Genomic DNA, 19,565 nt, shown 5'->3' with positions numbered 1-19,565 from the left:
GCGGGAGTAGGTGTAGTGCGTCGTGAGTGTGGTCGTTTATAACTCGGAGCGCGGTGTTGCTGTCTGCTGTTTATAAGTGATCGACGCGGCCGCGGTGAATCCCTCCAAAGCCCCAGTCGCGAGGCGGCCGCACGCTCGCTGCGCTCCTCACTCGGTCGCTACCGCTCCCTCGTTGCGGTGCTTACGTCGCCTGCGCCCGCCTCGCGACTGCCCCTTTGAGTCCCGCCCCGCACAGCCCCGCAACCGCACCTCACACCTCCCCAGCCTCGCCGCTCACGCCCTGCGGGCGTTCGCGGCGTCCCTCGCGGACTGACTCGCGGCCTCCGCTTCGCTCCGGCCGCTCGCAGGCGCGCCACCGCCTGCCATTTATAAACGGCCGTCGGTGCCGTTGGCGACTGTTTAAATATCGAATCGTTGTAGCGATCTGCGATACCCACTCCCGCTGTCGAACAGGAAGCAATCGCGTTCTCCCGGCCGTCTCAGCGAGGACCGGACTGATAGAGAAACCCGAAACAGCGCCGATTCAGTCGTCGAGCGGGTTGTCGAGGTCGATCTCGCCGGAATCGATCTCGGCCTCGACCTCGCGGACCGCGGTGACCATGTTCTCGGTCTTGCCGTACGCGATGTCGCGCGGGAGGAGCTTCAGCCCGCAGTCGGGCGAAATGGTGAGCTTCTCCGGCGGGACGACGCGGAGGCCTTGGCGGATGTTCTGCTTGATCTCCTCGACCGACTCGATCTCGGCGGTGTGCGCGTCGACGACGCCGAGCGCGAGGTCGGGCTCGAACGATGGGTCGGTGAACGTCGGGATCTGCTCGAAGTCGCCGTTACACAGCTCCACGTCGAACTCGTCGATCGGGTAGTCGTTGATCTCGGGGTAGATCCGCGAGTAGTCGCCGTAACAGACGTGGAGGCCGATGCGGACCTCCTCGGGGATGCCCGCGGCGATGCGTTCGAGCGCCTCGCCGACGATGGCGTGGTCCTCCGGGGTCGTCGCCAAGGCGGGCTCGTCGATCTGGATGTAGCGCGCGCCGGCCTCGACGAGCTTCTCGACCTCCTCGTTGACGAGGTCCGCGAGGTCGTAGACGAGCTCCTCGGTGGAGGGGTACGCCTCGTTGAACGCCCAGAAGCCGAGGGTGTACGGGCCCGTGATCGGGACCTTGACGGGGCGCTCGGCGACGTTCGAGGTGAACTCGAACTCGTCGACGAGCCACGGCTCGTCGTACTCGACCGCCTCGACCACGCTGGGCTTGTCGAAGTAGTTGTGGCCCCACACCTTCACGGGGCCGTTGAACTCGTAGCCGTCGATGCGGTCGGCGAAGAACTCAACCATCTCGTTGCGGCGCATCTCGCCGTCGACGACGGTGTCGAGCCCGGCGCGCTCGTGCTCGTGGGTGATGAGCCGGCAGGCGTCGTCGTGGGCCTCGTGAAGGTCGTCGGCGTCGAACTTCGAGTCGGGGTCGTCGACCAGCTCGTCGGCCCGGTTGAGCCACTTCGGCTTCGGGTAGGAGCCGACGACGGTCGAGAGCAGGAACGTGTCGTTCGGGTGGTCGTGCGGGCGGAACTGGTCGCGGTTGGCGGCTGGGTTTCGGACCATTAGTCGAGCACCTCCGCGGCGGCGGCGAGCGCGTTCAGCTTCTCGCGGTACTTGTTCGTCGGCAGGTAGAACAGCTCGGTGTTCGGCGTCAGGTAGGTCCGGTCGAACCCCTCGAGCGGGATCTGTTCCTCGAACCACTCGACGCGCTCCGCGACCGTCTCCGGCTCCTCGACGAGCGTGTTCTGCCCGTCGACGAGCCCGAGCGCCAGCGAGTCGGTGGAGCCGAACTCCTGGACGTTGTAGACGGTGTCGTCGCGGTCGCCGGCGACGAGGTCGAGCCCGAGCGCGTCCGCGCCCGCCTCGTCGACGAGGTGGGCGTACAGCTTCTCGTCGAGCGCGCCGTAGAACGTCTGGACGACCACGTCGGCGTCGGTCTCGGCCGCGACCGTCGCGATCGCGTCGGTCGCGCGCTCCTCGTCGCCCTCGGCGGGCGGGTTCGTGACGAGCGACGGCTCGAGGAGGAACAGCGTCTCGTGGTCGGGGAACGCCGCGACCTCGCCCGCGAGGAACTCGGCGATCGCCGCCTGGAACTCCGCCTCGTCGCCGTAGTGCTCGTCCGTCGCGAGGTCCGCCAGCGAGTACGGCCCGGGGAGCGTCGCCGCGAGCGACGCGTCGGCGGCGCCGTCGGCGTCGTCGAGCAGGTCGGCGGCCTTCTCCAGTTCGCCCGCCACGTCGCCGGAGACGCCGAGGTCGTCGACGACGCGCGGGTCGCGGTAGAAGTTGTTGTTGTCGTAGTACCGCACGATCCCGCCGGTCTCGACGGCGTCGCTGACGGTCAGCGGGTGCGCGATCATGTCGTCCCAGCGGCCCTGCCCCTCGGATATCAGGTCGAGGCCGGCGTCCAGCTGGTCGTCGACGTACTCGGCGCGCACGTCGTCGTACTCCGCCACGATCGCCTCGCTCTCGTCGCCGCTCAGGAGGTCCCCCTTCTGGTGGCCCTTCAGGTCGGAGAGCGTCTCTTTCGCCCGGTCCGGGAGCGGGTACAGCCCCGGCGTCGCCGCGACACGTTCGGTCATCACCGTCCGTTAGATATACCGTCGTATAATATTTGCTAATGTATAATATGCTTTTGAGTTATTCTACGCGGTCGAGCGCTACGCTCGCCGCAGCGCCAACACCGTGAGCGTCTCGAAGGGGAACGACTCCTCGACGACGGCCTCGTGGTCGAACCCGGCCTCCTCGACCAGCGCGAGCACCTCGTCGTATCCGGTGAGCGAGGAGACCAAAAGGAGGACGACGCCGTCGGGCGCGAGCACGCGGCCCACGTCCGCGAGGAACGGCTCGATGAGTTCGCGGCCCGACTCGCCGCCCGAGAGCGCGTGTTCCATCCAGTCGTCCCACTCGTTGTCCGGGTCGGTCGGCAGGTACGGTGGGTTGAAACACACCGCGTCGAACGCGTCCTCGCGGAACGGCGAGAGGAGGTCGGCGACGACGGCCTCGACGCCGCGCTCCCGGGCCTGCCGCGCCGCGTGCGGGTTGCGGTCGCTGCCGACCACGTCGAGGTCGCGCTCGGTCGCGACCCGCTCAGCGACCCACCCCGAGCCCGTGCCGACCTCCAGCACCCGCCCGTGCGCCTCTTCGATCGCCGCCTCCGCGAGCAGCCCGGAGTCCTCGGCGGGCTGGTAGACCGTGGCGTCGTCGGCGCCGCGCAGCGCCGCGAGGTCGCCGCCGTCGTGGCCGTTCTCGCCGTCTCCCTCGTCCCCGCCGCCGGTCATCGGCCGTCGCCCTCCGAGCCGCCGTCGCTCGCGCTCGCAGAGCCGCCGTCGCCCGCGTCCGCGGATCCGTCGTTCTCGCCGTCCGCGGACCCGCCGCGCGTCGCCGCGCGGCCCTCGACGGACGCGTCCAACTGCGGCCCGCTCGCGCCCTCCGCACGGGCGGAGAGCGTCTGCTGCGGGAACGGGATGACGATCCCCTCGTCTTCGAGCGCCTCCTTCATCGCGTTCATCGCGGCGGTCCGCGTCCGCCAGCGCTTCCGCATGCTCGGGTTCCGGATCCAGTAGCGGAGCCCCAACACGACCGCCGAGTCGTCGAAGCGCTTCGTCACGGCGTTCGGCTCGGGCATCTCGGCGACGTCCTCGACGTCGGCGACCGCCTCCTCGACGACCGCGGCCGCGCGCTCGACGTCGGTGTCGTAGTCGACGCCGACCTCGACCTCGATCCGCAGCCGGTTCCGGCGCGAGCGGTCGACGATCGACCCCGAGCGGACATCGTCGTTCGGCATCGTGATCACCTCGCCGTCGAACGACCGGAGGCGGGTGCTCATGATCGAGATCTCCGTCACCGTCCCCTCGTGGTCGCCGATCTCCACCCAGTCGCCGACCTCGAACGGTCGCGAGAACATCAGCACGAAGCCCGCGAGGATCGCGCCGAGCGTCTGCCGGGCCGCCATCCCGATCACGATCCCTAAGAATCCCGCGCCGACGAGGAGGCTGCCGACGTTCTCGGTGAACAGCCCGACGACCGCGAGGATCGCCGACGTGTAGACGGTCAGCTGCGTGATCCGGAGGATGACCTCCTGCTGGTGTTTGGAGATCGACGCGCTCTCGGCGCCGACCTCGCGGACGACGCCCCCGAGGAAGTCCGTGAGCGCGTACGCGATCGCGAGGAGGATCACGGCGAGGACGACGTTCGACAGCTGGTTCGCGCTCAGCGCCGACCGCGCGGTCTCGAAGAGGGCGCCGCTCCGGTCCCACACCGCGATCAGCGTGAGCGCGCCGACCGCGGTCGCGACGCCGACCGTCGCCGACAGCAGGAGCCGCTGCGTGGAGCTGAGGTCCCGGTCCCCGTGCTTCAGTCGCCCCGTCAGGAACCGGACCGTCACCACCGCGGCGACGATCCCGACCGAGGCGGCGAACCGCTCGAAGTTGCCCGCGAGCGCGCGCTGAAGCTCCGTCACGACGCCGATCCAGCTCGTCATCGTCACGCCTCCGTCGGGGACCCATGCTCCCGGGCAAGCTCCGCCAGCGCGGCGAACGCCGCCGGTTCCAGCGTGCCGGGGCGGCTGCTCATGAGTTCCTCGTCCGCGGCGTCGACGACCGCGTCCGGGTCGTCGAGCCCCGAGATGTGCGCCGTGTTCCGCACCGCGTTCCGCACCGTCTTTCGCCGCTGGGTGAACAGCGCCTTCACGAACCGGAGGAAGAACGCCTCGTCGCCGACGACGTAGTCCGGGTCGCGCGGGGTACAGCGCACGACGGCGCTCTCGACGGCCGGCTGGGGGTCGAACGCCTCCTTCGGGACGCGCTCGACGATCTCCACGTCGGCGTAGTGCTGCGCCGACACCGAGAGCCGGCCGTACTCGGACTCGCCGGCCGAGGCGACCATCCGGTCGGCGAACTCCGCCTGGAACATCAACACGAGCGGCTTCTTCTCGGGGAGCAGCCGGAAGGCGATCTCCGAGGAGACGCCGTACGGGAGGTTGGCGACGCAGGCGGTGAACGGCGGGAGATCGACGTCGAGCGCGTCGCCCTCGACCACGTCGAGCAGCCCGTCGGCGACCGCGGCCGCGAACTCCTCGCGAAGGAACTCGGCGAAGGCGCCGTCGCGCTCGATCACCGTCAGGCGCCCGAGGTCGGGGTCGGCGGCGCCCCGGTCGGCGGTCGCGTCCGCGGTCGCCGTCGCCGTCGCCAGCAGCCGGTCGGTGAGCGCGCCCGCGCCGCCGCCGATCTCGAGGACGTGACTGGTGTCGGCGTCCTCGGGGAGGTAGCCGGGAATCCGGTCGAGGACCCGGTCGTCGACGAGGAAGTGCTGGTCGCGGTCGGGGTCGGCGCGCGCGCCGGCCCGCCTCGCGAGCGCGTCGGGATCGCGGCTCCCGTACGCGGCGCCCTCACCCGTCGATGAGTCGGTCATAGCCGGGGTACACGCGGTGTTCGGGTAAAAGCCTCGTTTCGGGGTCACCGGAGCGGCCGCCGAGGGAGGGCGCGGCTCACTCCTCTCGGCCGACGAACGTCCGATACTTCAGGTCGTCCTCGCGGATCTCCTCGACGATCCGTTCGAGGATCACCTCCCGCGGGCGGTGGAGCCCGGAGATGCGCTCCTCGACGTCCGCGAAGCTCTCGAACGGGCCGCGCTTCCGCTCGTCTAAGAGGTCGTTCCGCAGCTTCTTGCCGATCCCGGGCAGCAGGTTCAGCTGGTGGAGCCGGAGGGTGATCGGCCCCGCCTCGTTGTAGAAGTCGACGAAGCGCTCCTCGTCGGCCTCGACGATCGCCTCCGCGGCGTACTCGATCTCCGCGGCCGCGTTCCGGGTGAGGTCGTCGAACGACACCTCGCGGTAGCGGCCGACGGCCGGCCCGTCCAGCGCGATCCGGTCGCCCACCGAGACGTCCGCGCCGTCGGCGAGCGTCAGCTCGTACAGCGCGAACGAACCGACGCCGAGCCCGTACGCCACCGGCGACTTACTGGACTGCGGGCGGTCGTCGTCGGGACGCCCGTTCGGCAGCACGTCGAGCAGGACGGCGGTCGGGCCGTCGTCCGCGGCGGCGTCGTCCGCGGCGGCGTTGCCCCCGCTCCGATCGTCGGCCGGCGTCCCGTCGCCGTCGGCGTTGTTCATGTATCGTTTATCGCTCCGAGCGGTGAAAAAACCGCTGGGGAGGCGGAGGCGTCCGCGTCAGCCGACGGCCGGATTCAAGAGCGTCGAGTGCCACGTAGTACCATGGCAAAACCGGAGCCGGCGGAGGTGATGCGGCTCGTCGAGGTGTTCCCGGGCCCCTCGCCGGAGGCGGGCGACTCGGACGGCGGCGAGACGACTGAGGCGGCGGAGGCCGCGCGGATCGACAACCTGCTCGACGGCGCGTACGGCGCCCTGACGCGGGACTGGTACCCGGAGCTCAGGCGGCGCGCCGCGGCCCACGCCGACGGCGACTGCCTCCGCGAGCGGGTGCTCGAACACGTCGAGGCGGTGCCCTCGTTCCGGCTCTCGGACGGGCCGACGCCCCTGAAAGAGCGCCGCGAGGCCCTCGCGGAGGCGGCCGCGCTGCGCGACGAGGTCCGCGAGATAGCGGAGTGGTACGGTACCCTACGGTCGCGGCTGGGGGGTGACCGCGCGTCGCTGACGCGGGGCGAGCGGCTGCTCCACGACCTCGGGTACGCGCTCGCGCACGTCCTCTTCCTCGGCGCGTCGTCGCCGAGCGCGGTCGTCCGACGGCTTCGGCTGGCGTACCGGACCGTCGGCGTGCGGATCGACGAGACCGCGTCGGCGGGCGGGATCGAGGAGACGCGGTTCACCTGTCCGTACCGGAACGTCGCGGCCGGGACCTGCGGGAAGCGGTGGGTGTGCCACGAGAAGTTAGACCGCGTCGACGACGGGTACGTGACCTACCTCGCGGAGCGCGGGATAGCCTACCAGCGGCCGCGGGGCTGCGAGGGCTCGGAGCGGTGTCAGTCGACCGTCGCCCGAGACGGGCCCGAGAGATGGTGGCCGAAGACCCCGCCGGCGGCGGTCGGCGCCGACCCGTGACCCGCGGCGACGGGGCGGGCGACCGGGCGCGCTCGGGGCCCGCCGAGCGGGAGCCCGACCGCCTGCGCCGGATCCGGCGCGGCTACGACGCCTGGGCGCGCGCCTACGACTGGTTCGCGCGGGCCACGGCGTCCGTCGGCGGCGTCCGCGCGGCCTGCGTCGACGCGCTGGACCTCTCGCCGGGCGACACCGTCGTCGAGTTCGGCTGCGGCCCCGGCGTGAACCTCCCCGCGCTCCGCGACGTCGTCGGGCCGAACGGCCGCGTCGTCGGCGTCGACGTCTCGCCCCGGATGCTCGACCGGGCAGCGGGGCTGGTCGAGCGGCGCGGCTGGGAGAACGTCTCGCTCGTCGAGGCCGACGCCGAGCGCCCGCCCGTCGCGGCCGCGGACGGCGTCCTCGCGACGTTCGTCACGTCGCTGTTCTCCGACCCGTACCCGGTCTTGCGCCGCTGGTGCGAGCTGAGCGACGCCGTCGTCGTCGCGGCGTTCGTCCCGGAGGGGAACCGGGCGGCGAACGCCGCGCTGCGAGCGTTTGTGGCGCTGAACGGGCGCCTCTTCGACGCGACGACCGACGACCCCCTCGGGCGGCTCGCCGAGCGGACCGCCGCGGCGCGGCGCGCGCTCGACGACGGCGCGACCGTCCGCGAGCGCGACCGACGCCTCTTCGGAACGATCGTGGTCGAAGCGGGACGGAGCGGCTGAGAACGGCGGTCGCGCCTCGGGGTCGAGACAGGGCCGCCTCTGTCCAGTCGAAGGCGAGAGAAAACGCGCGGGTCCGTCTCGACCGTCAACGGGAGGGGCGCGATCAGGCGTACTTCGCGACGACGTTGAGGATCTCGTCGAGCTCCTCGCCGTCGAGCGAGTAGCGCTCCTGGGCGAACACCGAGCGGAGCTCGGTGCGATCCTCGGGGAGCAGGTCGGTGATCTTCACCGCGGTCGGCACGTCGATCTGGTCGAGCTCGGCCAGCTCCTCGACGAGCTCGCGGGACTCGTCGGCGTCGAGGTCCGCGAACCGGTTGACGTGCTCGATCGCGCGAGCCAGCTCGTAGCGGAGGTCGCGGTCCTCGTCTTCCGCGCGCTCGTCTTCGATCTCCACGAGGATCTCCTTCGCCTCGGAGGTGGTGACGTACTCCTCGTCGAGTTTTTCCTTGAAAATTGTCATCTCAGTTCTGCTGCGCGCTCATGTGGGCGGCGGTGACGATGAGCGTCTTCGTCTTGCCGCCGTCCGGGATCTCGACTTTGAACGCGGAGCCCTGCTTGCCGACGACGGTCCCGGTCCGGCCGTCGAACCGCGGGTGGAAGCGCCCCTTGGGGACGCTCGGGTCGATCTTGAGGTGGACCTGCGACCCCTCCTCGAACTCCTGGATCGCTCGCTGCGGCGGGGAGGGGCCGCGGTTGCGGGGTTTGTTCGAGAGCTTGTCGCGAGTCGCCTTCTGCGGCCCATTGGAACTCGGCATGGTCTTGGGATACCTTCCGCTGCCGCCGTTATAAATCGTGCGTTACGATCCTCGGGACGTGGGCGTCTCACACGCGCGAGTCGACGGCGAGCGCCGCGCCGCCCGTTCGCGCGGTCGGGTCGCACGCGCGCGACTACCAGACGCACCTCCCCCTTCCGAAAGGGCTAATCCCGGCAGTCCCTATCATATTCGTAATGAGTCATCAGCTGCCGGACGTACAGGCCTCGGCCCCCGACGTCACCGTCGGGCTCTCGCAGGTCGGCGTCACCGGCGTGGAGAAGCTCGTCAAGCTGGCGCGCGGCGACAAACGGCCCATCGTCCTCATGGCGGAGTTCGAGGTGTTCGTCGACCTCCCGAGCGGCCGGAAGGGGATCGACATGTCGCGGAACCTCGCGACGGTTGACGAAATCTTAGAGGACATCACCCGCGAGGAGGCGTACCGCGTCGAGGACGTCTGCGGCGACGCCGCGGAGCGACTCCTCGAGAAACACGACTACACCACCACCGCCGAGGTGTCGATGTCGGCGGAGCTGGTCACCCGCGAGGACACGCCGGCGTCCGGCATCGAGACGCAGAGCACGGCGACGATCGTCGCCAGCGCCGAGGCGACGGAGGACGGCACGCGCGAGGAGATCGGTGCCGAGGTGACGGGGATGACCGTCTGCCCCTGCTCGCAGGGGATGAGCGAGTCGCGGGCCCGCGACAAGCTCGCCGAGCTGGGCGTCGACGAGGAGACGACCGAGGAGTTCTTAGACGCCGTCCCGCAGCCGGGCCACTCCCAGCGCGGCCACGCGACGCTGACGATCACGACCGACGGCCACCCCGACGTGGACCTCCGGGACGTGATCGACGTCGCCCGCGACTCTATGAGCGCGCGCATCTACAACATGGCGAAGCGGCCCGACGAGGACCACATGACCTACGAGGCCCACGCCGACGCGAAGTTCGTCGAGGACTGCGTCCGCGCGCTCGCCGAGGGGACCGTCGAGGAGTTCCCGCACCTCTCCGACGACGCCGTGATCCACATGAAACAGTCGAACGACGAGTCGATCCACCAGCACAACGCCCACGCCGAGCGAGAGGTCCGCTTAGGCGACCTGCGGGACGAACTCGACCGATAAGAGCGTGTAGACGTGGTCTCCAGGCCTTTTTAAATAAGTCCGGGCGTTGCTGTCGATTGTTTATAAATAGTTAGCGGCGCGGCAGCGAACTCCTCCAAAGCCCCAGCCGCTCGCTTATAAATTGCTGATTGCAGATCGACTGCGAACACTTCCAAAGCCCCAGCCGCGAGGCCACCGTACGCTCGCTGCGCTCCTCGCTCAGTCACTCCGTTCCTTCGCTGCGGTGCTTGGGTCGCCTACGGTGGCCTCGCGACTGCCCCTTTGAGTCCCGCCCCGCACAGCACCGCAACCGCACCTCACGCCTCCCCAGCCTCGTCGGTCGCCGTCGCTCCGCTCGGCGACCGACTCCCTCGCGCGTGCTCCTCGCGGCCGCCGGGGGCGGCCGCTCGCAGGCACGCGCCGCCGCACCGCCATTTATAAACTGTCGTCGCTAGCCACCTATCCGAACGTCAGCGGCTCCGCCTCCGCCCAGCGCGGCTCGAACTGGTCTTTCACGCTCGTCGCGAACTCGATGTCTTTCACGTCGATCATCGCGAACGGCTCGTCCGCCGACAGCGGGTGCGGCACCTCGATGCACACCTCGATCTCGTCGAACACGTTGAACGTCCCGTCGACGCCCGGGATCGTCCGGACCTCGAACCCCTCCATGTCGGCCAGCTCCGACGTGTACCGCCGGCCGACGCTCCGTGGGAGCTCGTCGACCGTCGCCGGCGACAGCAGCACCCGGATCTCCACGCCGCGGTCGAGCGCGGCTTCCAGCTCGGCGGTCACGCGCTCACCGATCGTGCCGAGGTCGAAGCCGGTCGCGGGCGCGCCCGCAACCACGACCACCCGGCGCTCCGAGGCGGCGATCCGCTCTAAGAGGAGGTCCGTCGCCTCCTCGGCGCCGACCGCCGCGGTCCAGAACTGGCCGTCGACCGGCTCGCCGGCGTCGAGCTCGGTCGAGAGGTCGTCGACGACCGACTCGTACTGCTCCGCCTGCGTCCGGAGCTCCTCTTTCTTCTCGTCGAGCAGGCGGTCGAGCGCGGCGTCCGGCTCGACCGCGACGTACTTCTTCGGCCGGCTCGCCGCCTGACTGCGGACGAGGTTGTGCTGCTCTAAGCTGTTGAGCACGTCGTAGATCCGCCCCATCGGGACCTCGCTGGCCCGCGAGAGGTCCTTCGCCGTCGTCGGCCCGGTCCGAAGGAGCGCGCGGTACGCCCGGGCCTCGTACTCGGAGAGGCCCAAGTCGCGAAGAGATGCCATACTCGGGGATGCCCCGGCGCCCGTATAAACGCATCGTCCGTTTACGATCCGCGGCCGAGCTCACGGACGACCGTCGACGCCGAGTCCATACCGCCGACGCCAGAGCGACGCCGCCGACGCGTCGATCCGGCGCGGTCCAGACCCTCAGCCCAGAACGTCGCCGACCCGATCCATCAACTGGTCCGGCGTTTCCGCCGGCTCCGAGGCGCCGTCGCCCGCGAGGACGACCGCCGTCCCCTCCGAAACCGTCCGCGGCGCGGGCGCGTCGGCCTCGTGGGCGTTCGGCGCGATCACCTTCTCGTGGTCGGCGACCCGCCACGCGGCGCGGTGGAGGTCGCTCCCGGGCTCGGTCCCGACGGCGATGACGGTCGTCCCGCGCCGGAGCCGCCCCGCGAGGCTCCCGTAGTCGGCGACCTGTACGCTCAGCCGCTCGGTGGCGCCGGCGAACGCCTCGGCGGTCTCGCGGGCGACCTCACGGTAGCGCTCTTCGCCAGTGAGCGCCGCCAGGTCGAGCAGGGACGACGCCATCTCGACGTTGGCGTCGAGCGGGCGGAACGACCGGTCGAGCAGCCCCGGCCCCGAGCGCGGCCCGTCGACGAACGACCCGTCGACGTGGAGCCGGTCGATCGCCCGGTCCGCGACCGTGCGGGCGACGTCGGCGCCCTCGCCGCGCACGCCGGCGGCGCGGACGTACGCCCCGACGACGCGGGCGGCGTCCTCCAGCAGGTCGGTCTCGCCGGCCTCGTCGCTGCCGCGGTAGTGGGTCACTACGCCGCTCTCGGCGTCGATCAGGTCGCGTTCGAGCCCGTCGAGGATCCGGTCGGCGTACTCGCGGGCGTGCTCGTCGTCGGTGTAGGCGGCCACCGCGAGCAGCGCGTCCGCCGCGAGCGCGTTGCCGCCGGCGAAGACGGTGAGGTCGCGGCGGGGTTCGTCGAGGTCCGCGCGGTCCGCGGCCGGCGCGGCGTAGTAGGCGCGGCCGAGCCCGGGACCGAGGCTGCCGCCGACGCCGTAGCCGGTCCAGAGCTCGTCGGTGAGGAAGGAGACGGCGTCGACGGCGGGCTCCAAGTACGCCTCGTCGCCGGTGTAGAGGAAGGCGTTCGCGAACGCGCGGGTCACCGCGGCGTTCGTGTCCAGCGGCTTCTCGTAGGCGACGTCGCCCCAGTCGCGGGTGCCCGCGTAGCGGAAGAACCCGCCGTCGACGTCGTCGGTGAGGTGGTCGCGGACCGCGTCGAGCGTCCGGAGCGCGCGGCTCCGGTCGCGCTTCAGCGCGAACTCGACGGTCCGCGGGAGCGGGAACTTCGCGTCCGTCCCCCAGCCGGCGTTCTCAGCGTCGTACTTCGCCTCTAACTGGCCCGCAAGGTGGCTCTCGATCCCGTCCGTCACCTCGCCGCGGGGCGGCAGGTCGGCGTCGAGCGCGCGGGGCACGCGCCCGGCCTCGCGGCCCTTGTCGGCCCACATCTCGCGGACCGATTCGAGCACCTGCCGCATCCCGTCGACGTCGAGGTAGCCCGCGCCCGTCAGCAGCGTCCCCTCGGGCGTGAGGAAGGCGGTCGTCGGGAACCCGCCCATGTTGTACCGCTCGCGCACCCGCGGGTGGCGGTCGACGTCGACGCGGACGGGGACGAACTCCTCGTTGACGTTGGCCGCGATCCGCGGCTCCGCGTAGGTGATCGCGTCCATCTCGTGACAGCCCTCACACCAGGTGGCCGACAGCGAGAGCAGCACCGGGCGGTCGCGCTCGTCGGCCTCGGCGAACGCCTCGGGGCCCCAGTCGCGCCACTCGACGCGGGTCTCGTCGCTCATACGCCCAGTCGGATCGGGGCGGGGGTAAGCGCTTCGAGAGCGGATGCTGGCGCAGGAACCGAGGTGCGGCGGAAGGAGGGCGGAGAGAACGAAAGCGGGGAAAGGGCGGAGGGCAGGAGGGGAAAGGCGGAGGGCGGGAGGGAAAGGGCGGAAGGCAGGAGGGGAAGGGCGGAAGGAGGGAGGGCGAAGCGCCGGTGTCCACGCGGCGCGTCGGACGTTCGGAGGGCGGTTCGACTCGGCTCTCGGTGAGCGGTCAGGCGTCGACGGTCACCGCTTGTAGTCGTGACCGAGCGCGAGCGCGAGCGCGTTCGCGAACAGCAGCACGACGAACAGCTGCCCGGTGCCGCCGTCGAGCCCCGAGTACAGCAGGGCGGGGTACGTCGCCGGGATGGCGATGGCCGCCCAGAAGGCGGCGGCCTTGACGGTGCCGGTCATCAGCCCGGCGAGCCGTTCGCCGGAGGCGATCTGGGTGGGAGCGGGGGTTGACATGGACACTTCTCCGTACGACGGGGGACCACATATACCCCGCCGAGGGTTCGACGAATTTCACCACATTTCTCGACCGATCGCGTCGTTTTAAAACGGCCGCAAAGACATTTTAACTGTTTATCGAGCCAGCTAATCCTTTGTTTCGGGATCAGCGGCGATCCGCCGGCCGCGGGGCGAGTCGACCCATCCGGAGCGACCAGACCGCTGCGGACCGCCGACGATGGGGGCGGGCGACAGTCGGAGACCGACGGGCGCGGCGCGGAACGACTGCCGCGGCACCAACCGCTTTGTCCGTCGGGGAGCGAGGTGGGGTATGACCGAGACCGATCGCCGTGACGGACGCGAGGACCGGAGGGATCCAGACGACGCAGCCGCGCGCGCCGACGGCGGCCGCCCGCGGGTAGCGGTCGTCGCCTGCGGCGGCACCATCGCCTCGGAGCCGGGCGACGACGGCGCGGCGCCCGAGAAGACCGGCGACGACCTCGTCGAGGCGGTGCCGGCCGTGAGCGACCACGCGCGGGTGACGACCAGAGAGGTGTGCTCACAGCCCGGGTTCGACGTGCGGTGGCGGGACGTGCTCGCGACGGCGACGGCCGCGCGCAACGCGGTCGCAGAGGGGGCCGACGGCGTCGTCGTCACCCACGGGACGGACACGCTCGCGGACACCGCGTTCGCGCTCGACCTCCTCACCGACCTCGACGCGCCGGTCGTCGTCACCGGGGCGCAGCGCCGGCTCGACGAGCCCTCCAGCGACGTGCCCGCGAACCTCGCGCTCGCCGTCCGGGCGGCCGCGGACGACCGCTTCGCGCCGGGCGTCCACGTCGCGTTCGACGACGAGCTCCACGCCGCCCGCGACGTGGTGAAGGGCCACAGCAACGCGCTGTCGACGATGACCTCGCCGGGGACGGGACCGGTCGCGACGTTCACCCGCGCCGCCTCGCGGCTGGTCCGGGCCCCCGAGCGCGGCGTCGCGGTCGACCCCCTCGCAGACGCGATAGGGGGCGCCGCGGACGTGCCCGAGGTCCCGGTGATCCACTCCGGGACCGGCGTCGGCGCGGGCGCGCTCGAACGCGCGCTCGACGCTGGCGTCGGCGGGATCGTCGTGGAGGGGACCGGTCTCGGCAACGTCACCGGGGCGCTCGGCGACGCGATCGGCGAGGCGGTCGAGTCCGTGCCGGTCGTCGTCGCCGGCCGCCCGCCCGCCGGGCCGACGGAGCCGGTGTACGGGACGCCGGGCGGCGCCGTCACGCTCGCGGACCGCGGGGTGACGTTCGCCGGCGACCTCCCGGCCGCGAAGGCGCGCGTCGCGCTCGCGCTCGGCCTCGCGGCCGAACTCGACTCCGAGGGGATCGAGGCGCTGTTCGCGCCGGCGTAAGCCGACCGCGACGGGCGGACGAAACCGCTCGCCGCGATGGGTCAGACGGGCGTTTGAGCTTACAGGAAGCCCTTATGTACCGGCCGCGTACCGAGAGGTATGACTCAGTTCACGCGACGACGGACCCTCTACGGCGTCGCCGCCGCCGGCAGCGTCGCGCTCGCGGGGTGTACGGAGGCCAGCGTCCCGGCGGACGGCAGCGACGGGAGCGGAGGCGACGGAGACGGCAGCGACGGGAGCGGAGGCGACGGAGACGACGGGCCCGACGGCGACGGCGGCGACGCCGAGGAGGTAACGACGGTCGTCCAGCAGGTCGGCGCCGCCCTCTCGGGCCCGGCGTGGCGCCGGACCGAGCGGCGCGGGTTCTGTACGCTGATCGCCGAGGAGGGAGACGGCTCGTGGCTCCTCGACGACGCACCCGAAGAGGTCCGCGCGTTCGTCGAGGAGACCGACTTCGCGGAGTCGGTCCTCTGTTACGTCGAGTCCGTCGGTCCCGACACCTGTCACGACGAGATCGCGTTCGAGAACGTGGGCGTCGAGGACGGGACGCTCGTCGCGGACGCGACGGTCCGCGGGGCGGAAAGCGACGACGTCGCCTGCGGCCAGGCGATCACGTACCCGGCCGCGCTGCTCCGGGTCACCGCCGACCCGCTCCCCGACGCGGTCCGGCTCTCCGTCACCGACGGCTGGGGCGAGACGGGGACGGTGCGCGACGGCGACTGGCTCCGCGACCCGGACGGGCTCGCCGGGGGGATCCGGCCCGACCACGAGCCCTCGACCGTCCCCGCCGCCTTCGACTGCGACGCCGACGGCTTCGAGCGACACCCGAAGATGTACGACGGCGGGGTCAACTGGGGCGGCGGGGGCGGCGCCGGCAGCGACGCCAGCGGCGACGGGCCGCTCGCGCTTCGCGTCGTGACCCCCGGCGACGACGACGCCGGGTCCGATCCGCTCGCGATCGGCCGCGGCACCCGGTTCCGGATCGAACTGACGAACGTCTCCGCGCGCGAGGCGTCCGTCGGCAATCAGGGGAAGTACAACCTGGAGATCCGCACCGAGGACGGGTGGACCGAGCTCCGCGGGACCGACGGCGACGCCACGTTCGCGTACACCGACGAGGCGATCATCGTCCCGCCGGGCGAGAGTCTGGAGTGGGAGTTCGAGATGACCGAGTCCGGGCTCGTCGAGGGCGGGCCCGTCAGGGACGGGACGTCGGTCGAGGGTGGCCCGCACGCCGACGCGCTCCGGGTCTGCCCGGACCTGGTCCCCGGTCGGTACCGGTTCGTGTTCTGGGGCGCCGCCGACCTCGCGGTCGCGTTCGATTACGAGGGGTGACCGCCCCGGCGGTGACCCCGCTGTGCGTCAAGCGCGCACTTCGATCAGCAGGTCCGTCTCGGGCGACTCGCCCATCGTCTCGCGGACGCGGTCCCACGAGAGGTCGGTGCGCGCGGTCACCGACTCGGTCGCGACGGCGCCGCAGGCGTTGCCGACCAGGATCGGCACCTGGTAGTCGCGCGGGTCGTGCGAGAACCCGTCGCCGGTGATTTCCGGCTCCCGGAGCGCGGCCGCGAGGAACCCGGCCGCGAAGGCGTCGCCCGCCCCGGCCGTGTCGACCGGATCGACGTCGAACCCCGGGTGCGAGACGCTGCCGTGCGGCGTCCGCACCGTCGCGCCCTCGTCGCCGAGCTTGATCGCGACGACGCGGTCGTCCGGCTCCCACGGGTCGACGTCGGTCGCCGCTTCGAGCGCGTCGGCCTCGCGGTCGTTTAAGAAGAGCACGTCGCTCGCGTGGAGCGCGGCCTCGAACTCGCGGTCCGCGACGCGGCGCCCGGGGTCGAAGCTCCGGGTCGCGCCCGCCTCCGCGGCCGCGGTCGCGAGCGCCGCCGCGGTCTCGGGCTGCTGGCCGGTGAGGTGGAGGTGGTCGGCGGCCGCGAGCGTGTCGCGGTCCAGCCCGGCCGCCGAGAACGACTCGTTGGCGCCGTCGTTCGCGAGCATGAGCAGTTCGCCGCCGCCGTCGACGATGACGTACTTCACCGAGGTGGGCTCGTCGGCGTCGACCAGCACCTGCCCGGGGTCGACGCCGGCGCTCGCGAGCTCGCGCAGCGCGAGCGCGCCCGACTCGTCGCCGCCGACGCTGCCGTAGACGACCGACTGGCCGCCGAGGTCGACGAGCCCGACCGCGACGTTCGCGGCGCTGCCGCCGCCGGACTGTTCGAGCCGCTCGATCCGCGTCTCGCCGTCCGGCTCGGGGAGGCTGTCGACGTGGATCGTCACGTCCCAGTTGATGTGGCCCGCCGAGACGACCTTCGGCACGTGGTCGGCCTCGTCGGGGGTCAGGTCGGGGTCGCGGTCGACCGCGGGATCGACGTCGTCGCCGGCGCGGTCGGCGGTTCCGTCGGCGGCCTCGTCGCCGCCGACCGGCCCTTCGGTGCCGCCGTCCGGGGCCTCCTCCCACTCGTCGACCTCGCGGTCCCACGCCGCGACGGTCTCGTCCCAGTCGTCGACGCCCTCGTCTCCGGGGTCGCCGTCGACCGAGGCGCCGTCGCCCGACGCGCTGTCCTCCGGAGCGCCGTCGCGCCCGCTCATGGCTCCGCCCACGGCTCGGCGGCGCCCTCGCCGAACAGCTCGCGCATCAGCGTCACGATGCTCTCCGGGGGGAACTGCCCCTGCTCGGTGACGATCGCGTCCATGTACCGCGGCGGCGTCACGTCGAACGCGGGGTTCTCGACCGCGATGTCGCCGATCTCCTCGCGGGCCTCGGGCTCGATCACCTCGCCCTCGTCGCGCATCTCGATCTCGACGGTGTGGCCCGTCAGCGTCTCGGGATGGAGCTTGATCGTCTGGGCCGCGGTCATGATCGGGACGCCGCGCTCGCGGGCGTTGACCGCGAGCCCCGAGGTGCCGATCTTGTTGATCACGCCGCCGTCGGCGGCGATCGAGTCGGCGCCGACGACGACGTGGTCGACCTCGTCGAGGTAGCGCCGCGCCGCGGAGTCGACGATCAGGGTGACCGGCACCCCTGCGTCGCGGAGCTGTTCGGCGGTGATGTGCCCCTGCTGGCGCGGGCGCGTCTCCTTGACGACCGCCGAGATCGACTTCCCCTGCTCGACGGCCGCCTCGATGCACGCGAGGGCGTCGGTGGAGTGGCAGTGGGTCATCACCGTGTCGCCGTCCGCGAGGCGGTTCGCGCCCACCTGCCCGAGGTCCTCCTGCGCGCGGTCGAGCTGTTCGACGAACGCCTCGCTCGCGTCGACGACGCTCCGGCGGAGCCGATCGACGGAGTCGCCCTCCATCCGCTGGAGGACGTAGCGGAGGGCGTTCGGCAGCGACACCGCGGTCGGGCGCGTCTCGCGGAGGGTTCGCGCCGCGGCGCGCATCGACGCGCGGAACGCCTCGGGGTCGCTCGCGGTCGCGTCCGCCTCGGCCGCCGCCTCCGCCTGCTCGGCGAGCGCCTCGGCGGCCGCGGAGGCGATGGTGGCCGCGCCGCGGATCTCCATGGTCGCGATCGACTCGGCGGTCTCGCGGACCGCCGGCGCCGGCTCGGTGTCTGTCATACCGATCCGGTAGCCGCCCGTGTATTTATAAAACCGGCCGACTGTCGGCGATTCCCCTCCTCACTCCGCGTCGGGCTGCTGGCCGTAGCTCTCGAACCGCTCCTCCACCGTCGCCATCTGCTCGTCGGTGAGGACGTGCGGCTCGCCGACGGCGGACGCGCGCAGGTAGAGGCGGCAGATGTCCTCGACGTGGCGGGTGTTCTCCACCGCCGTCTCGATATCGGGGCCGGTCACCACGAGCCCGTGGTTCGCGAGGATCGCGGCGTCGGAGCCCGCCTCGGCCATCGCGGCCACGACGTTCGCCGCCAGCTCCTCGGTGCCGTACGGCGCGTAGTCCGCTAAGGGGACCTCCCGCCCCACGGCGGCGATCATGTAGTGGATCGGGGGAAGCTTCTGATGAAGCGTCGCCATCGTCGTCGCCCACGGCGAGTGGGTGTGGACGATCGCGCCCGGCCGGTCGTGTTGATAAATGCCCGTGTGCATCGGCACCTCGCTCGACGGCGCCATCCGCCCCGCGAGCCGCTCGCCCTCCAGCGACACCACGGGCACGTCGGCGGCGTCGAAGGAGTCGTAGGGGACGCCGGTGGGCGTGACCGCGACCGCGTCGCCGTCGCGGACGCTCAGGTTCCCGGTCCGGGCGGGCGTCAGGTCCGCGAGCGCGGGGGCGTACTCGACGACCGCCTCGCGCGCCTCCCGGAGGAGGTCGGGGTTCGCGTCGCTGCCAGTTCCGTCGCCCAGTGCGTCGTCGCGGGTCACGCCGCCACCTCCGTCAGGTCGGCGAGCGCGTCGAGCCGGCGGTCCGGCCGCTGCTCCTCGGAGAGCTCCGCGTCGCCGGGCGCCTCTCCGTCGGCCACGAACAGCGCGGAGTCGAGCCCGACGGCGTTCGCGCCGGCGACGTCCGTCTCGGCGTTGTCGCCGACCGCCAGCGCCTCGCTCGGCCGGCGGTCAAGCTCGGCGAGCGCGCTCGTGAACGGGAGCGCGCTCGGCTTCTCGCGGCCCACCTCCTCGGAGGTGACGAGCAGGTCGATCCGGTCGTCGATCCCGAGGCGCACGAGCTTCCGCAGCTGGACCCGCGTCGTGAGGTTCGTCACGACCGCGACGTCGGTGCCGGCCGCGTCGAGGGCGTCGAGGACCGCCTCGACGCCGTCGCAGAGCGACATCTCCGCGAGGTAGCCGTTCCAGTAGGCGTCGCCAGCCGCCAGCGCGCCCGCGGGGTCGGGCTCGCCCGCGTGCCGAGACAGCCCGCGCTTGAAGTAGACGTGGCGGGAGTGCGAGGCCGCGGTGCCGCCGGTTTCGCGCTTCGTTTCCCGCCGGCCGGTCGCGTACAGGTCGTCGAACGCCGCGCGGTCGAGTTCGTACCCGCGCTCGCGGAGGGCGTCGAGCGCGGCCCGCTTGCCCGCCTCGTTACACGGGGCGTACGGGTACAGCGTGTTGTCGAGGTCGAAAAGCACTGCCTCGTAGCTCATGCCCGTACTG

Annotated in this window: 21 protein-coding genes; 5 read left to right on the top strand and 16 right to left on the bottom strand. The window is 71.7% G+C overall.

The genetic code is table 11. The annotated features are described in order from the left end of the window. Positions 1–523: 523 nt before the first annotated feature. From B378_RS0111715 to B378_RS0111690, 6 genes are all read right to left on the bottom strand, one after another. Positions 524–1,594, bottom strand: coding sequence for a methionine synthase (locus B378_RS0111715; RefSeq protein ID WP_017343970.1), 1,071 nt, complete (start codon positions 1,592–1,594; stop codon positions 524–526). Next, a complete protein-coding gene (locus tag B378_RS0111710) occupies positions 1,594–2,610 on the bottom strand; it encodes a 5-methyltetrahydropteroyltriglutamate--homocysteine S-methyltransferase (protein ID WP_017343969.1) in 1,017 nt (338 codons plus the stop codon). The genes B378_RS0111715 and B378_RS0111710 overlap by 1 nt, the downstream gene beginning before the upstream one ends. A 78-nt stretch (positions 2,611–2,688) precedes the next feature. Next, entirely contained in the window at positions 2,689–3,309 is a 621-nt protein-coding gene (locus tag B378_RS0111705; protein ID WP_017343968.1) for a HemK2/MTQ2 family protein methyltransferase, read from the bottom strand. Next, positions 3,306–4,517: a mechanosensitive ion channel domain-containing protein gene (locus B378_RS0111700; RefSeq protein ID WP_017343967.1), complete on the bottom strand. Its 1,212-nt coding sequence runs from the start codon at positions 4,515–4,517 to the stop codon at positions 3,306–3,308. The genes B378_RS0111705 and B378_RS0111700 overlap by 4 nt, the downstream gene beginning before the upstream one ends. Next, positions 4,514–5,440 (bottom strand): 16S ribosomal RNA methyltransferase A, encoded by a 927-nt coding sequence (locus B378_RS0111695; protein ID WP_017343966.1) that lies wholly within the window; start codon positions 5,438–5,440, stop codon positions 4,514–4,516. Before B378_RS0111695 ends, B378_RS0111700 begins: the two co-directional genes overlap by 4 nt. 76 nt (positions 5,441–5,516) lie before the next feature. After that, positions 5,517–6,140: a DUF655 domain-containing protein gene (locus B378_RS0111690; RefSeq protein ID WP_017343965.1), complete on the bottom strand. Its 624-nt coding sequence runs from the start codon at positions 6,138–6,140 to the stop codon at positions 5,517–5,519. Between the two features lie 102 nt (positions 6,141–6,242). Here B378_RS0111690 and B378_RS0111685 point away from each other — a divergent pair, with 102 nt between their 5' ends. After that, positions 6,243–7,046 (top strand): hypothetical protein, encoded by an 804-nt coding sequence (locus B378_RS0111685; RefSeq protein ID WP_017343964.1) that lies wholly within the window; start codon positions 6,243–6,245, stop codon positions 7,044–7,046. Continuing rightward, positions 7,004–7,747, top strand: a complete 744-nt coding sequence (locus B378_RS0111680) for a class I SAM-dependent methyltransferase (RefSeq protein WP_026046272.1) — start codon at positions 7,004–7,006, stop codon at positions 7,745–7,747. The genes B378_RS0111685 and B378_RS0111680 overlap by 43 nt, the downstream gene beginning before the upstream one ends. 103 nt (positions 7,748–7,850) lie before the next feature. Here B378_RS0111680 and B378_RS0111675 read toward each other — a convergent pair whose 3' ends face one another. Together B378_RS0111675 and B378_RS0111670 are read right to left on the bottom strand one after the other, a co-directional pair. Continuing rightward, positions 7,851–8,207, bottom strand: coding sequence for an RNA polymerase Rpb4 family protein (locus B378_RS0111675; protein WP_017343962.1), 357 nt, complete (start codon positions 8,205–8,207; stop codon positions 7,851–7,853). A 1-nt stretch (position 8,208) separates the two neighbouring features. Further along, entirely contained in the window at positions 8,209–8,502 is a 294-nt protein-coding gene (locus B378_RS0111670) for a 50S ribosomal protein L21e (protein ID WP_017343961.1), read from the bottom strand. 194 nt (positions 8,503–8,696) lie between these two features. On the opposite strand from B378_RS0111670, the gene mptA reads away from it, so the two are divergent. Then, entirely contained in the window at positions 8,697–9,623 is a 927-nt protein-coding gene (mptA, locus tag B378_RS0111665; RefSeq protein ID WP_004597169.1) for a GTP cyclohydrolase MptA, read from the top strand. A 29-nt stretch (positions 9,624–9,652) separates the two neighbouring features. Here the strand turns inward: mptA and B378_RS17125 are convergent, their stop codons facing one another. The 4 genes from B378_RS17125 to B378_RS0111650 form a co-directional block, all read right to left on the bottom strand. After that, positions 9,653–9,829 (bottom strand): hypothetical protein, encoded by a 177-nt coding sequence (locus B378_RS17125; protein ID WP_192812442.1) that lies wholly within the window; start codon positions 9,827–9,829, stop codon positions 9,653–9,655. Positions 9,830–10,061: 232 nt separating this feature from the next. Continuing rightward, positions 10,062–10,868: a TrmB family transcriptional regulator gene (locus B378_RS0111660; RefSeq protein ID WP_017343960.1), complete on the bottom strand. Its 807-nt coding sequence runs from the start codon at positions 10,866–10,868 to the stop codon at positions 10,062–10,064. Between the two features lie 144 nt (positions 10,869–11,012). Continuing rightward, a complete protein-coding gene (locus B378_RS0111655) occupies positions 11,013–12,671 on the bottom strand; it encodes a DUF255 domain-containing protein (protein WP_017343959.1) in 1,659 nt (552 codons plus the stop codon). A gap of 267 nt (positions 12,672–12,938) precedes the next feature. After that, positions 12,939–13,160 (bottom strand): hypothetical protein, encoded by a 222-nt coding sequence (locus tag B378_RS0111650; protein ID WP_017343958.1) that lies wholly within the window; start codon positions 13,158–13,160, stop codon positions 12,939–12,941. Between the two features lie 313 nt (positions 13,161–13,473). On the opposite strand from B378_RS0111650, the gene B378_RS0111645 reads away from it, so the two are divergent. Together B378_RS0111645 and B378_RS0111640 are read left to right on the top strand one after the other, a co-directional pair. After that, on the top strand, positions 13,474–14,535 hold the full coding sequence (locus B378_RS0111645; protein WP_017343957.1) for an asparaginase: 1,062 nt from the start codon (positions 13,474–13,476) through the stop codon (positions 14,533–14,535). A 99-nt stretch (positions 14,536–14,634) separates the two neighbouring features. After that, positions 14,635–15,870 carry a hypothetical protein gene (locus tag B378_RS0111640; protein WP_017343956.1) on the top strand — a complete coding sequence of 412 codons (1,236 nt, stop codon included), beginning with the start codon at positions 14,635–14,637 and terminating at the stop codon, positions 15,868–15,870. 27 nt (positions 15,871–15,897) lie between these two features. On the opposite strand, the gene B378_RS0111635 is transcribed toward B378_RS0111640, so the two are convergent. Genes B378_RS0111635 through B378_RS0111620 form a run of 4 tightly spaced genes read right to left on the bottom strand, consistent with a single transcriptional unit; the run spans position 15,898 to position 19,555 of the window. Then, entirely contained in the window at positions 15,898–17,121 is a 1,224-nt protein-coding gene (locus B378_RS0111635; protein WP_017343955.1) for a carbohydrate kinase family protein, read from the bottom strand. Continuing rightward, positions 17,118–18,089 (bottom strand): ribose 1,5-bisphosphate isomerase, encoded by a 972-nt coding sequence (locus B378_RS0111630; RefSeq protein WP_017343954.1) that lies wholly within the window; start codon positions 18,087–18,089, stop codon positions 17,118–17,120. The genes B378_RS0111635 and B378_RS0111630 overlap by 4 nt, the downstream gene beginning before the upstream one ends. A 60-nt stretch (positions 18,090–18,149) precedes the next feature. Continuing rightward, the gene (locus tag B378_RS0111625; RefSeq protein ID WP_017343953.1) at positions 18,150–18,845 is read right to left on the bottom strand and encodes a class II aldolase/adducin family protein; all 696 of its coding nucleotides are present in this window, start codon (positions 18,843–18,845) and stop codon (positions 18,150–18,152) included. Then, positions 18,842–19,555, bottom strand: coding sequence for an HAD family hydrolase (locus B378_RS0111620; protein WP_017343952.1), 714 nt, complete (start codon positions 19,553–19,555; stop codon positions 18,842–18,844). The genes B378_RS0111625 and B378_RS0111620 overlap by 4 nt, the downstream gene beginning before the upstream one ends. Positions 19,556–19,565 lie beyond the last annotated feature (10 nt).

Source organism: Halorubrum sp. T3 (assembly GCF_000296615.1).
Lineage (GTDB): Archaea > Halobacteriota > Halobacteria > Halobacteriales > Haloferacaceae > Halorubrum > Halorubrum ruber.
The sequence above is the reverse complement of the archived record's forward strand: the minus strand, read 5'-3'. Positions and strand labels throughout refer to the sequence as shown.